The 12,545-nt window shown below is 49.4% G+C and carries 16 protein-coding genes; 4 read left to right on the top strand and 12 right to left on the bottom strand.

Annotated features, from left to right (window positions below; all coding sequences use genetic code 11):
- Positions 1-11: 11 nt before the first annotated feature.
- The 11 genes from rpoS to folB all read right to left on the bottom strand — a co-directional run bounded on the left by rpoS (position 12) and on the right by folB (position 7,850).
- Positions 12-995: an RNA polymerase sigma factor RpoS gene (gene rpoS / locus AC6R0S_RS01785; RefSeq protein WP_487902129.1), complete on the bottom strand. Its 984-nt coding sequence runs from the start codon at positions 993-995 to the stop codon at positions 12-14.
- 75 nt (positions 996-1,070) lie between these two features.
- Positions 1,071-2,000, bottom strand: a complete 930-nt coding sequence (nlpD, locus tag AC6R0S_RS01780; RefSeq protein WP_500637096.1) for a murein hydrolase activator NlpD — start codon at positions 1,998-2,000, stop codon at positions 1,071-1,073.
- Between the two features lie 2 nt (positions 2,001-2,002).
- Positions 2,003-2,629: a protein-L-isoaspartate(D-aspartate) O-methyltransferase gene (locus tag AC6R0S_RS01775; protein WP_500631469.1), complete on the bottom strand. Its 627-nt coding sequence runs from the start codon at positions 2,627-2,629 to the stop codon at positions 2,003-2,005.
- A 2-nt stretch (positions 2,630-2,631) separates the two neighbouring features.
- Positions 2,632-3,390 (bottom strand): 5'/3'-nucleotidase SurE, encoded by a 759-nt coding sequence (gene surE, locus AC6R0S_RS01770; protein ID WP_500637095.1) that lies wholly within the window; start codon positions 3,388-3,390, stop codon positions 2,632-2,634.
- A 63-nt stretch (positions 3,391-3,453) separates the two neighbouring features.
- Positions 3,454-4,509 carry a tRNA pseudouridine(13) synthase TruD gene (gene truD, locus AC6R0S_RS01765; RefSeq protein WP_500637094.1) on the bottom strand — a complete coding sequence of 352 codons (1,056 nt, stop codon included), beginning with the start codon at positions 4,507-4,509 and terminating at the stop codon, positions 3,454-3,456.
- Positions 4,510-4,574: 65 nt separating this feature from the next.
- The gene (gene ispF / locus AC6R0S_RS01760; protein ID WP_500637093.1) at positions 4,575-5,051 is read right to left on the bottom strand and encodes a 2-C-methyl-D-erythritol 2,4-cyclodiphosphate synthase; all 477 of its coding nucleotides are present in this window, start codon (positions 5,049-5,051) and stop codon (positions 4,575-4,577) included.
- An 18-nt stretch (positions 5,052-5,069) separates the two neighbouring features.
- The gene (gene ispD / locus AC6R0S_RS01755; protein ID WP_500637092.1) at positions 5,070-5,804 is read right to left on the bottom strand and encodes a 2-C-methyl-D-erythritol 4-phosphate cytidylyltransferase; all 735 of its coding nucleotides are present in this window, start codon (positions 5,802-5,804) and stop codon (positions 5,070-5,072) included.
- Entirely contained in the window at positions 5,805-6,083 is a 279-nt protein-coding gene (ftsB, locus tag AC6R0S_RS01750; protein WP_334553629.1) for a cell division protein FtsB, read from the bottom strand.
- A 102-nt stretch (positions 6,084-6,185) separates the two neighbouring features.
- Positions 6,186-6,989 (bottom strand): undecaprenyl-diphosphate phosphatase, encoded by an 804-nt coding sequence (locus AC6R0S_RS01745; protein WP_500631465.1) that lies wholly within the window; start codon positions 6,987-6,989, stop codon positions 6,186-6,188.
- A 7-nt stretch (positions 6,990-6,996) separates the two neighbouring features.
- Positions 6,997-7,494, bottom strand: coding sequence for a 2-amino-4-hydroxy-6-hydroxymethyldihydropteridine diphosphokinase (gene folK, locus AC6R0S_RS01740; protein ID WP_500631464.1), 498 nt, complete (start codon positions 7,492-7,494; stop codon positions 6,997-6,999).
- Positions 7,491-7,850, bottom strand: a complete 360-nt coding sequence (gene folB, locus AC6R0S_RS01735; RefSeq protein ID WP_500626382.1) for a bifunctional dihydroneopterin aldolase/7,8-dihydroneopterin epimerase — start codon at positions 7,848-7,850, stop codon at positions 7,491-7,493. The genes folK and folB overlap by 4 nt, the downstream gene beginning before the upstream one ends.
- Before the next feature lie 184 nt (positions 7,851-8,034).
- Between folB and plsY the strand changes: the two genes are divergently transcribed.
- Positions 8,035-8,631 (top strand): glycerol-3-phosphate 1-O-acyltransferase PlsY, encoded by a 597-nt coding sequence (gene plsY / locus AC6R0S_RS01730; protein WP_487902140.1) that lies wholly within the window; start codon positions 8,035-8,037, stop codon positions 8,629-8,631.
- A 67-nt stretch (positions 8,632-8,698) separates the two neighbouring features.
- On the opposite strand, the gene tsaD is transcribed toward plsY, so the two are convergent.
- The gene (gene tsaD / locus AC6R0S_RS01725) at positions 8,699-9,724 is read right to left on the bottom strand and encodes a tRNA (adenosine(37)-N6)-threonylcarbamoyltransferase complex transferase subunit TsaD (RefSeq protein WP_500626383.1); all 1,026 of its coding nucleotides are present in this window, start codon (positions 9,722-9,724) and stop codon (positions 8,699-8,701) included.
- Positions 9,725-9,952: 228 nt separating this feature from the next.
- Here tsaD and rpsU point away from each other — a divergent pair, with 228 nt between their 5' ends.
- The 3 genes from rpsU (at position 9,953) to dnaG (ending at position 12,501) form a co-directional block, all read left to right on the top strand.
- Complete coding sequence (rpsU, locus tag AC6R0S_RS01720) at positions 9,953-10,168, top strand: 30S ribosomal protein S21 (protein WP_001145625.1); 216 nt, start codon at positions 9,953-9,955, stop codon at positions 10,166-10,168.
- 26 nt (positions 10,169-10,194) lie between these two features.
- Positions 10,195-10,638: a GatB/YqeY domain-containing protein gene (locus tag AC6R0S_RS01715; RefSeq protein WP_334553619.1), complete on the top strand. Its 444-nt coding sequence runs from the start codon at positions 10,195-10,197 to the stop codon at positions 10,636-10,638.
- Between the two features lie 102 nt (positions 10,639-10,740).
- Positions 10,741-12,501, top strand: coding sequence for a DNA primase (dnaG, locus tag AC6R0S_RS01710; protein ID WP_500637091.1), 1,761 nt, complete (start codon positions 10,741-10,743; stop codon positions 12,499-12,501).
- The last annotated feature ends 44 nt before the right edge of the window (positions 12,502-12,545 follow it).

Here is a 12,545-nt window from a genome sequence, read left to right as displayed (position 1 = left end):
TACGTCTGTCGTTACTCTTCGGTCACACCAAACAAGTTCTCCATATTGAGACCTTGCTTAACCAGCAGCTCACGTAAACGACGCAGCCCTTCCACTTGGATTTGACGTACCCGCTCACGGGTGAGGTTGATCTCACGCCCGACTTCTTCAAGTGTTGAAGGCTCATAGCCAAGTAGACCAAAGCGGCGTGCTAACACTTCTTTTTGTTTCGGATTGAGCTCGTCTAGCCAATGGATCAATGAGTTTTTGATGTCATCGTCTTGAGTGGAAATTTCTGGGTCTGAGTTGTTCGCATCTGGGATGATGTCCAACAGCGCTTTCTCACCGTCGCCACCAATTGGCGTATCCACAGAGCTAATGCGCTCATTCAGACGCAGCATCTTACTTACGTCATCAACCGGCTTATCCAGTTGCTGAGCAATCTCTTCAGCGGTCGGCTCATGGTCGAGTTTTTGCGACAACTCGCGAGCAGTACGTAGGTAGATGTTGAGCTCTTTCACCACATGAATAGGTAGACGAATCGTACGAGTTTGGTTCATCAGCGCACGTTCAATGGTTTGACGAATCCACCACGTCGCGTAGGTCGAGAAACGGAATCCGCGTTCTGGGTCGAATTTTTCTACCGCGCGAATCAATCCCAAGTTCCCTTCTTCAATAAGATCCAAGAGAGCAAGGCCACGGTTGCTATAGCGACGGGAGATTTTCACCACCAAACGCAAGTTACTTTCGATCATACGTTTACGCGCTGCTTCATCGCCACGTAATGCACGTCTTGCGTAGAGAACTTCTTCCTCTGCGGTTAATAGGGGTGAGAAGCCGATTTCGCCAAGGTAAAGCTGTGTGGCATCTAGGCTTTTCGATGAAGCGTCAAACTCCTCTTTGACACTCTCAGATTTGGATGAGGTGAGTTCATTGCTGCCTTGAAGCGTATCTAGTTGTGCTTCCTGCTCAATATCAAACTCTTCGACTTTCGTTGCTGTATTGCTGATACTCATGGCGCCTCCCCTTGGCGAGCTAGCAAGACATTACTACCTCTAATGTCGCTAATTTACCCGGTCAGTAAAGTAAATTTAAGGTAAGTATCGTTTCGGATCGACCGACTTACCTTGATAGCGAATTTCAAAATGCAAACGAACGCTGTTCGTTCCGGAGCTGCCCATTGTTGCTATTTTTTGACCAGCCTTAACACTTTGTCCTTCATGTACTAGCAACTTGTCGTTGTGTGCATACGCACTTAGATAGTTATCGTTATGTTTGATAATCACCAGATTACCGTAGCCGCGCAGTGCGTTGCCTGAATAGACGACAGTGCCACTTGCTGTCGATACGATGGATTGACCACGCTGTCCTGCGATATCAATGCCTTTATTTCCCTGATCGCCAGCAGAAAAGTTTTTGATTACCCTCCCTTTTGTTGGCCATAACCATTTGGAAACCTTTTGATTAGAAGCCGTGTTACTCGCTTTACTGCTAGAGGCAGTATTGGCATTTTTGTTAACACTTTGTTGCTTCTTAGGTTCAACATACTCCTTTGATTTTGATTGATCAATACTCTTTTTAGGTGGCGTTTGGGTGACGTTTTTCTGACCGCTGCTGTTTTGCGATGTAACTGATTGATTAGAGTTTTTACTTGAATTCGGAGTGGATGGGGTAGCGGCAACCACAGCGACAGGCGCAGATACCGTACCAGCACCCGTCCCACCAAAGGCGGGCGCTTTGTAGGCACTACGCCATAAGTTGAGTTTTTGACCGGGGTAAATGGTGTAGGGCTCAGTCAAGCCGTTGTAACGAATAATATCGTTTACATCTTTATCTGTGACGTAGGCTATAAAGTATAGCGTATCGCCTTTTTCTACTTCGTAAAAGCTGCCGCGATAACTGCCACGAGTGACAGACCCATAATCTTTGTTTAACCCAGACACAGGAGCAGGCGAGTGTGCAGCGCAGCCATACAGCGCACTGAATACCAGTATCAGCCACACACACCTTCTCAAGCTCATGCCTACGCCAATTCACCTGCGATTAAAGGAACAAAACGTACCATCTCTATGGGCTCTGTGGAGAACGCCTCACCCTGTCGGGTGATTTTGTACAGTTGCTGCTGCTCGACACCAACAGGAATGACCATGGTGCCGCCCTCACTGAGTTGTGAGAGCAGTGCCTGTGGCACAGACTCCGCTGCCGCTGTGACAATAATGGCATCAAATGGGCCTTTCGCTGGCCAACCTTGCCAACCATCACCGTGCTTGGTGGAGATGTTATAAATGTCGAGCTGCTTTAAACGTCGTTTAGCTTCCCATTGCAACGCCTTAATCCGCTCAATGGAGAAGACGTGATCGACCAGTTGAGCTAGTACTGCGGTTTGGTAACCAGACCCAGTGCCAACTTCCAGCACTTTGCTGTCTCGATTCAGAGCCAACAGTTCGGTCATTTTCGCCACGATATAGGGCTGAGAGATGGTCTGCCCAGCGCCAATCGGCAGCGCATTATTATCGTATGCTTGATGCATCATCGCCTGTGACACGAACTGCTCACGAGGCAATCGATAGATGGCATCTAATACGCGTTGATCTTGAATGCCACTCGCGACAAGAAAGTCGATTAATCTGTCGGCATGTGGGTTTACCATTGTTACTTGTCCTTTAACCAATTATCCATGCTCATCAGCGATTCATGAGCGGTCAAATCTACTTGCAGCGGTGTAATGGAGACAAAGCCATGTTCGATAGCATAAAAGTCGGTTCCTTCACCCGCATCCTGCTCTTTTCCTGGTGGGCCTAACCAATAAATATCATGACCACGAGGATCTTGCTGTTTTATCATTGCTTCCGCGTGATGGCGCGCACCTAAACGGGTTACTTTTGAGCCTTTTAGCGCGGAGAGCTCAACGTCGGGAATATTGACGTTTAACAGTCGGTTAGTAGGAATAGGGCGTCGTCCATGCTGCAACACCAGCTGTTTGGCAATGTGCGCCGCCGTGTCAAAATGGCGCAGCCCCACGAGTGAAAAGGCGATCGCCTGAACACCGAGAAAGTGCCCTTCCATCGCTGCCGCGACCGTGCCAGAGTAGAGCACATCATCGCCAAGGTTTGCACCATGGTTAATGCCCGCTAGCACCAGATCCGGCAGATCGTCTTTCATCAGCTCATTAAGCGCAAAGTGAACACAGTCGGTCGGCGTTCCTTGTACCGAATAAGTACGCTCGGCTATGCGAGTCACCCTCAAAGGCTGCTCTAGGGTTAACGAGTTGGATGCGCCTGAGCGGTTTCTATCTGGCGCGACGATCGTCACTTCGGCGATGTCACTCAGTGCCTGCGCGAGCGCGTGTATGCCCTTCGCATGCACGCCATCATCGTTACTGATCAATACTCTCAGTGTGTTGGCTGTCATAAATCCTGTCACTTCCTGTTGAAAGAGGGCATATGGCCCCAGCGGCTACTTACTATCACTGTCCTAGCTGTCATTAGCGTAATGGCGTTCTTTCTCCGTCGCAATGAGCAGCTCTCGCAAAATAGCAGTCGCAAAGCTGCCTGCATCCAATGAGAAGTCGAGCGTTAAGCTGTCACCATCGACGGACCAAGTCAGATTCTCAGGCTTCAATAACACCTCTCGGCGGTCGTGACGCATGCGATTACCACGAATCAACGCCATGAGATCTGGCTCATTATCAAGCAGCGGTTGTTCAAGTGCGAGCGCCTCGTGCTGAGTAGGTAAGGCATTGTCACCCGCGAGCGCAGCGGTTAATGTCACCTCGCCACGCTGCAACTGCGCATTGAACGCCTCGCACTCTTCAGGCGTGACAAGGCGCGTTTCATTGCCTTGGTAGACAATATCGCCCGCAATACAGGTGTTCAATAGCGCTTGTTCAATCCGCGCGGAGACGATGGTGTTAAACACCCAAGAACGAGCGGCAGAGAGGTAGAGACTGCGTTTGTTTTGGTTACGAGTACGGACATTGTCTCTTCCCCAACGTCTGGCTTCAGTGAGGTTATTGCCATCGTGACCAAAACGCTGACTGCCAAAGTAGTTGGGAACCCCTTTCGCTTGCACCTTCTCCAATCGAGACAGTACTGATGGCATGTCGGAGACTTGGGTTAAAGTTAAGCGAAAGTCATTACCGATTAAGTCTCCGGGACGCAACTTTTTATGGTGTCGGTCTGTGGCAAGAATTTCGATACTCGGGTACGCCGCCAGAAAGGCGCTAAAGTCTGGTGTCTCGCGTTTAGGTAGATGCACACTCAGCCACTGCTCTGTGACTGCATGACGATCCTTAAGCCCTGCCCAACTGACGTCTTTCGATTTCACCCCGCACGCTTTGGCCAGTTCGTTGGCGACAAAGCTGGTGTTCTCGCCGGTTTTGCGAATACGCACCATTAGGTGCTCACCCGTACCACTAAATGAGAACCCTAAGTTTTCGCGTACTTGAAAGTGCTCGGGTTGCGCTTTGAGTACGCCGGTGGCGACAGGCTGACCATTGAGGTACGCCAAAGAAGAAAGTAAATCAGACATGAATAGAGTTCCGTTTAGACAGAGGCCGGGCTTGTGACCGTCCGCTGTTGAAAAATAGCTAGAAATTACGCTTTGACCAGCAGCACAACTGCTTCGCTGGCAATGCCTTCTTTGCGCCCAGTAAAGCCGAGACGCTCTGTGGTGGTCGCTTTGACATTAATGTTGGTGACGTCGGTGTCCAAATCTTGTGCGATGGTTTGGCACATCGATTCGATATATGGCGCCATTTTCGGTGCTTGGGCAATGATGGTGATGTCAGCATTACCCAGCACATACCCATGCGCTTTTACTCTTTGGTACACATCGCGCAGAAGAAAACGGCTGTCCGCGCCTTTCCACTCATCATCGGTATCAGGGAAATGGCGACCAATATCACCGGCAGCAATCGCGCCCAACAGTGCATCGCACAGTGCGTGCAGCGCCACATCGCCATCGGAGTGAGCAATCAAACCTTGCTCGTAAGGAATGGCAACACCGCCAATGATGACTGGGCCTTCTCCGCCAAATTTGTGCACGTCAAAACCGTGACCGATTCGAATCATCGTGTTATGTCCTTTCATTTATTCGAGGCAAAGGGTCTGTTCCCTCTGCAAATAAAACTCTGCCAGAGCCAGATCCTCTGGTTGGGTGATTTTAATATTATCGCCGCTCCCAGGTACCAGCAGTGATGCTCCGCCACTCCACTCAATCGCGGACGCTTCATCCGTAATGACGGCCTGAGATTGCAACGCCTTGCTCAGCGCTTGGGTCAAGGTGTGAGTCGGGTATATCTGCGGTGTCAGGGCATGCCATAGCCCTTCTCTATCAACGGTGTGATCCACCGTATTGCTGACGGCGTTGTGATGAGCTGCTCGTTTCATGGTATCTCGTACCGGCATTGCAAGAATGCCTCCGATTTGCTCAGCTAAGCAGCGCTCAATCAGATGAGAAATATCCGCTAATTTCACACAAGGTCTGGCTGCATCATGCACTAACACCCACGGTGACATCTGATGCTGAGAAACATACTCGAGCCCACGCAGCACAGAATCAGCGCGCTCACTACCACCACTGACACGAATCACCTTGGGGTGAGTCGCAATGGGCAGCTGTTCAAAGTAAGGGTCGCCATCGCTAATCGCGACGACAACATGTTCAATATCTGGGTGAGAAAGTAGACGCGAGAGGGTGTGCTCAAGAACGGTTTTACCCAAAATTTCTAGATACTGCTTGGGACGATCCGCCTGCATGCGTTTGCCCACACCCGCAGCGGGGACAATGGCAGTAATTTTGCCAGCAAAATGGCTGTCTGACATTTAATTGTCCTCTCCAATGATGCGATAGAAGGTTTCCCCTTCTTTCACCATGCCCAGTTCATGCCGAGCACGCTCTTCGATGGCATCAAGTCCTTGGCGTAAATCGTCAATTTCGGCGAACATTTCATTGTTGCGAGATTGGAGGCTCGCATTGACTTGATGTTGAACGTCGATTTCTGCACTGACCGCTTGGTAGTCGGCCACGCCATTCTTACCCAGCCACAACTCATATTGTAGCCAGCCTAAAATCAGCAATAGAGTCAGAGCAAAAACACGCATACTGTCAATCAAAGATGAGAGATAAAGAAAGACCACATATATATCACAATGTTGCCCCTCACGCGAGGTACGGATTGTCTATGTGGTCTGAGAAGAGTGGGATTAGCGAGTCAGCAGAAAAGCAAACAAACCGACACCCAAAAGCAAACGGTAAATCACAAATGGCGTCATACCCATTTTTGAAATCAGCTTCAAGAAGAAGTGAATACAGAGGTAAGCGCTGACAAATGACGTGACAATGCCCGTTAATAGGAAACCAGTGTGGATTGGCTCACCGCTGATCACCAACTTAAGACCTAAGTAACCGCCGGCAAGAAGAATGATAGGGATAGACATCAAAAACGAAAAACGCGCCGCGGCTTCGCGAGTAAAGCCTAGATAGAGCGCTGCCGTCATCGTTGCGCCAGAACGTGAGGTACCCGGAATCATCGCCATCGCTTGCGCAAGACCAATAAAGAGCGCCTTTTTCCAACCCGCTTGGTATTCATCATCGGTCAGCGTGGCGGTTTTATCCACCCACCAGAGCAACAAACCAAACACTATGGTGGTAGTGGCAATCACCCAGGCACTGCGCAAGTAGATCTCAATGATGTCTTTCATCAGTAGCCCGAAGATACAGGCCGGAATCGTGGCTAATAGAATCATCCACGCCAATTTGGCTTCTTTGCTGCGCTCTGCTCTAAAAATGGACGCAAAAAAGGACGAGAGCAGTGTCACCACTTCTTGGCGGAAATAGATAATGACCGCCGCTAACGTACCCACGTGTACCGCGACATCAAACGCTAAGCCTTGGTCATCCCAACCTAAAATGGCGGAAGGTAAAATTAAGTGCGCAGAGCTGGAGATGGGCAAAAACTCGGTCAGACCTTGGATCAAGGCCAAAATAAAGGCTTCAAAATAACTCATGGATATCTCATTGGGTGGTGTCATCGAACCACATCGGAACGGCGGTCAATGGCGTGGTTAAATTCAGTTGTTGCTGGAGTTCTTGCACTTGTCGGCCATCACCGGGAATGACCCTATCGGGGCAAAGCTCCGCCAATGGTTTGAGAACAAACGCGTAGTGATAAATGTCTTTGCGCGGAATCTGGGGCGATTGCGCAGAGACTTCATCACCAAACAGCAGAATGTCCAGATCGATAGTGCGAGGCTGAAATTTTTCTGCGTGTTCACAGCGGCCCCATTTAAGCTCAATATCTCGCAACGAGCGTGAAAATTTTGTCAGATTTTCAGTTGTTTGCAACTCAACGACCAAATTATAGAAACGGTCCCCGTCAAATCCGACCGACGGGCACTCGTAAATGGTCGACAGTCTTAATCCTTGGCCTAAATGGCGCAATTCATCAATCGCCGCCTTGATGTGCTTTTTTCTCTCCACATTGGAACCGACGCCAATGTATGCGGTGATCATGCCTTGCCTCGCTCAATCACCACACCCACAGCTTTGGCCTGTGCCACCGCGCCCGGCTTGGCTAGTCGAATGCGAATCCAGGGTACATTAAAGGTGGTCATGACTAACTCCGCGACCTCTTCCGCCACACGCTCAACTAACAAAAAACGGCCTTGCTCAATGTGGTTCAACACCGCTTCACTCACCTTGGCGTAATCTAAGGCGTCCACCACATCATCGCTTTTACCTGCGGGGCGGTTGTCGTGCGCCATTTCAATGTCCAACACCAATTTTTGTTTGATTTGTTGTTCCCAGTCGTACACGCCAATGGTGGTGATGACTTCTAACTGCTCAATAAATACTTTATCCATGGTCACTGCTGTCCTGTTTGATCCGAGGAGAGGTCGGATACCCATTTCTCATAAAAAGTCGTACTATTTTACTGCTCTGGCGCTCAGTGTCAGTAGTTTAAGTCGCGAAGCCGCGATATGATACCAGTTAAACGCAACAGAATATCAATGACTGGTTTACCCCACCCTTGCTGACTATGAGTGAATTCGAATGACACCACTTGCCCTCATCTTGATCATTTGCGCCTATTTATTAGGCTCAATCTCAAGTGCGGTGCTGATTTGTCGTCTCCTCAAACTCCCCGACCCCAGAAAGCAAGGCTCACACAACCCCGGCGCCACTAATGTGTTGCGTATTGGGGGCAAAAAAGCCGCTATCGCGGTATTACTCTGCGACATGCTCAAGGGCACCATTCCAGTATGGGGTGGGTACTTTTTACACATTGATCCAATCATTCTTGGTGTTGTTGCAATTGCTGCCTGTCTGGGTCACATGTACCCTATCTTCTTCCACTTTAAAGGTGGGAAAGGCGTGGCCACGGCATTAGGTGCGATAGCCCCTATCGGTTTGGATTTAACAGGCATGATCATCGCCACTTGGCTCAGCGTTGCGCTGATCTTTCGCTACTCTTCGTTAGCGGCGATTGTCACCGTGCTGCTGGCACCGTTTTATACATGGATGGTCAAGCCGCAGTACACCTTGCCAGTCGCCATGCTGTGTTGTCTGATTGTCTTGCGTCATCATCAAAACATTAAACGCCTGTTTGCTGGCACCGAGCCCAAAGTGGGCGAAAAGAAGCAGGCATAAAAAAGGCTTCAACCAAGAAGCCTTTAAACACGATATATTCCATTGAACGGAACCAAGAATGCCGCGATTATTCTGCGCCGCGCAGTGGTTGCAGAGTATCGATGGGCCATCGCGGCGTCGCTTGAACCGCCAAATCTGCTACTTCGCCGTTTTTAAGGCGCTGCATGCCCGCAAACGCGATCATCGCACCGTTATCGGTACAAAATTCCGTGCGCGGATAATAGACTTCCCCACCAATTTTTTTCGCCAGCGCCGCCAAATCAGCCCGCAAACGCTTATTCGCACTCACGCCACCGGCAATAACGATGCGCTTAAAGCCAGTTTGTTCCAACGCTCGCTTACATTTGATGGTTAACGTCGCACACACGGCCTCTTCAAACGCTAGGGCAATATCCGCTCGGGTTTGCTCATCATCGCCATTGGCAGCAATCGTATTGGCCGTAAATGTTTTCAAACCAGAGAAGCTCATATCCAGGCCCGGACGATCCGTCATAGGGCGCGGAAACTTAAATCGCCCCGGCGTGCCTTTCTCGGCCAGTTTCGACAACAGCGGACCACCTGGGTAGTCTAGCCCCATCAGTTTTGCTGTTTTATCAAAGGCTTCACCCGCGGCGTCATCAATCGACTCACCCAAGATTTTGTACTCGCCAATCCCTTTTACTTCGACCATCATCGAGTGGCCACCTGAGACCAACACCGCAACAAACGGAAACGGCGGCGGGTTCTCCTCTAGCATCGGCGCGAGCAAATGCCCTTCCATATGATGTACGGGCACGGCTGGCACACCCCAAGCGTACGCGAGACTGCGACCAATGGTCGCCCCAACCAGCAGCGCCCCCACAAGACCTGGGCCAGCGGTGTAAGCAATACCATCAATCTCTTTTGGCGTGACGCCCGCTTCTTTCATCGCCGCTTTAATTAACGGAATCGTCTTTTTAACGTGATCGCGAGAGGCCAACTCAGGCACAACACCGCCGTAGTCAGCATGAAGCTTAACTTGGCTGTAGAGTTGATGGGAAAGCAGCCCTTTCTCATCATCGTAAATGGCTATGCCTGTCTCATCACACGAGGTTTCAATACCAATAATGCGCATGGTTTACCCTGGATGCCTCTGTCTCAATTTCAAAATTGGCGCAATCTTACCTTGCCTTCGCGCTGCAAACAAATTTTGTACAGTGTATAAACAATAAAAGGCTTTACAAAGCTAATGTGATCGGATTAAAATTCCGCACCATTTTTGATCAAGCTGATTGTAGGCCTTGCAACTGAGCAGGTACTGTGAAGTCAGCATTAACGAATTAACCCCTGAGGTGAAAGGCATATGCCAGTAGTTAAAGTACGTGAAAACGAACCGTTCGACGTTGCACTACGTCGTTTCAAACGCTCTTGCGAAAAAGCAGGTATCCTTTCTGAAGTGCGTCGTCGTGAGCACTACGAAAAACCAACTACAGTTCGCAAACGCGCTAAAGCAGCAGCTCAAAAGCGTCACGCTAAGAAGCTAGCTCGCGAAAACGCTCGTCGCGTTCGCCTGTACTAATAGCTAAGTCCTAAAGGATTCTAGTTATGGCTCTGATTGACCAACTCAAAGAAGAGCAAAAATTAGCGATGAAAGCCAAGGACAAATTGCGCCTTGGCACTATCCGTTTAGCTTTGTCAGCAATTAAGCAACGTGAAGTCGACGAACAGATCACTCTTAACGACGACGACATTCTTGCTGTGTTGACGAAAATGGTTAAACAGCGTCGCGATTCTGTCGCTCAATATGAATCAGCGGGTCGCCAAGACCTTGCGGATGCAGAAAAAGCCGAAATTACGGTACTTGAGGATTTTATGCCTCAACCACTGACCGACGACGAAGTTGCCGCATTGATTGACAATGCAGTTACTGAATCAGGCGCAGCGGGCATGCAAGACATGGGTAAAGTAATGGGCGTTCTAAAACCACAGATTCAAGGGCGTGCAGACATGGGTAAAGTGAGCGGTTTAGTTCGCGCTAAACTGGCTTAACACACCCAAGCCTATTACAACAAGCCGTGCTATCCTTCGGAATGCGCGGCTTGTTTGTATCTATCCCCCAATTGTTTAGTTAGTGCATTTTTCTAAGGTTTTATGGCAGGACACATTCCTCGTAGTTTTATTGATGATCTGCTTGCTCGACTGGATATCGTCGACATCATAGACGCACGAGTAAAACTTAAGAAAAAAGGCAAAAACTACAGCGCGTGCTGCCCTTTCCATAACGAAAAAACCCCATCATTCAGCGTGTCGCAAGAGAAGCAGTTTTACCACTGTTTTGGCTGTGGTGTGCATGGCAACGCCATCGACTTTATGATGGAGTATGAGCGCCTCGAATTTGTCGAAGCCATTGAAGAGCTTGCCTCATTCCTAGGTTTAGATGTCCCGAGAGAGCAGCGCCAAGATGGTCGTTTCAACCGAAGCAATCAACCGCAAGCCAGCAGCGAACAAAAGCGCAACCTCTACGATTTGATGGGCACCATCGCGCAGTTTTATCGTGACCAGCTTAAGCTCTCTAGCAGCAAGCCTGCGATTGAATACCTTAAGCAGCGCGGCCTCTCTGGCGAAATCGTGCAGAAATTTGGCATTGGCTATGTCGCCGACGAATGGGATTTAGTGCGCAAGAACTTTGGTCAGCATAAAGCGACCCAAGACATGCTGGTCAGTGGCGGCATGTTGATTGAGAACGACAAAGGCAACCGCTACGACCGTTTTCGCGGGCGTATTATGTTCCCGATTCGTGACCGACGCGGGCGGGTGATTGGCTTTGGTGGCCGAATTATTGACGAAGGCACGCCCAAGTACCTCAACTCGCCAGAGACGCCGATTTTCCACAAAGGTAAAGAGCTCTATGGCTTGTATGAAGTCATGCAGGCATATCGAGAGCCCAAGCAAATCCTCGTGGTTGAAGGCTATATGGACGTGGTTGCCCTCGCGCAATATGGTATTGATTATTCCGTAGCGTCACTTGGCACCTCAACGACCGGTGATCATATCCAGCTTTTGTTTCGACAAACCCATACCGTGGTCTGTTGTTATGACGGTGACCGAGCAGGTAAAGAAGCCGCATGGCGCGCTCTAGAGAATGCCCTTCAGTACCTAAAAACAGGCAACACGCTGAAGTTTCTCTTCCTGCCGGACGGAGAAGATCCAGACAGTTACGTACGTAAATACGGTAAAGAAGCGTTTGAGCAACAAATGGAGCAGGCCACGACGCTTTCCAGTTACTTGTTTGATAATCTGATTGAGATTCACAACCTCAATTTAGGTTCAAACGAGGGCAAGTCAGCACTGCGCGCGCACGCCAGTAGCCTGATCGATAAGATTCCAGACCCGTATTTTCAAGAACTGCTAGAAAAATTGCTCGACGAGCGAACCGGATTCGATAATCAGCTTAGACAACCGCGCAAAAAGCAAAGCGAAACTCAACCTCAGCCACACAAAGAGATCAAACGTACACCCATGCGTGAGGTGATCGCTTTGCTTATCCAAAATCCGAGCTATGCTCAAATGGTACCGGATTTATCGAGCGTCCGAGAGTTACCCGTACCCGGTTTAAGTTTATTTGCCCAGGTGCTTGAATATTGTCATCAGCACCCCAATATCAACACAGGCCAGTTGTTAGAGACCTGGCGAAATACGAGCCATGAAGCGCTACTGTCTCGTTTAGCGAGCTGGGAAATCCCGCTCGATGAAGATAACGAGCAAGATATATTTTTAGACTCATTGGACAGAATACTGGCCCAGTGCGTCGAAAAACAAATTGAAAACCTGCAGGCCAAAGAAAGAAGTGTCGGTTTATCAGCCGAAGAAAGAAGGGAGCTGCTAGCGTTGATGCTAGATTTGAAAGCGTAACCCTGTTTAATTAGTCAGCAATCAATTAATTTGTTATTATGTGT

Source organism: Vibrio sp. R15-SG3-ISO1B (assembly GCF_059833835.1).
Note: the sequence above shows the minus strand (reverse complement) of the source record. Positions and strands in the feature narration are given on the sequence as shown.

Coding starts and splice junctions, on each gene's coding strand:
- rpoS (WP_487902129.1), bottom strand. CDS start 995: ATGAGTATCAGCAATACAGCAACGAAAGTCGAAGAGTTTGATATTGAG.
- nlpD (WP_500637096.1), bottom strand. CDS start 2,000: ATGAGCTTGAGAAGGTGTGTGTGGCTGATACTGGTATTCAGTGCGCTG.
- AC6R0S_RS01775 (WP_500631469.1), bottom strand. CDS start 2,629: ATGGTAAACCCACATGCCGACAGATTAATCGACTTTCTTGTCGCGAGT.
- surE (WP_500637095.1), bottom strand. CDS start 3,390: ATGACAGCCAACACACTGAGAGTATTGATCAGTAACGATGATGGCGTG.
- truD (WP_500637094.1), bottom strand. CDS start 4,509: ATGTCTGATTTACTTTCTTCTTTGGCGTACCTCAATGGTCAGCCTGTC.
- ispF (WP_500637093.1), bottom strand. CDS start 5,051: ATGATTCGAATCGGTCACGGTTTTGACGTGCACAAATTTGGCGGAGAA.
- ispD (WP_500637092.1), bottom strand. CDS start 5,804: ATGTCAGACAGCCATTTTGCTGGCAAAATTACTGCCATTGTCCCCGCT.
- ftsB (WP_334553629.1), bottom strand. CDS start 6,083: ATGCGTGTTTTTGCTCTGACTCTATTGCTGATTTTAGGCTGGCTACAA.
- AC6R0S_RS01745 (WP_500631465.1), bottom strand. CDS start 6,989: ATGAGTTATTTTGAAGCCTTTATTTTGGCCTTGATCCAAGGTCTGACC.
- folK (WP_500631464.1), bottom strand. CDS start 7,494: ATGATCACCGCATACATTGGCGTCGGTTCCAATGTGGAGAGAAAAAAG.
- plsY (WP_487902140.1), top strand. CDS start 8,035: ATGACACCACTTGCCCTCATCTTGATCATTTGCGCCTATTTATTAGGC.
- tsaD (WP_500626383.1), bottom strand. CDS start 9,724: ATGCGCATTATTGGTATTGAAACCTCGTGTGATGAGACAGGCATAGCC.
- rpsU (WP_001145625.1), top strand. CDS start 9,953: ATGCCAGTAGTTAAAGTACGTGAAAACGAACCGTTCGACGTTGCACTA.
- AC6R0S_RS01715 (WP_334553619.1), top strand. CDS start 10,195: ATGGCTCTGATTGACCAACTCAAAGAAGAGCAAAAATTAGCGATGAAA.
- dnaG (WP_500637091.1), top strand. CDS start 10,741: ATGGCAGGACACATTCCTCGTAGTTTTATTGATGATCTGCTTGCTCGA.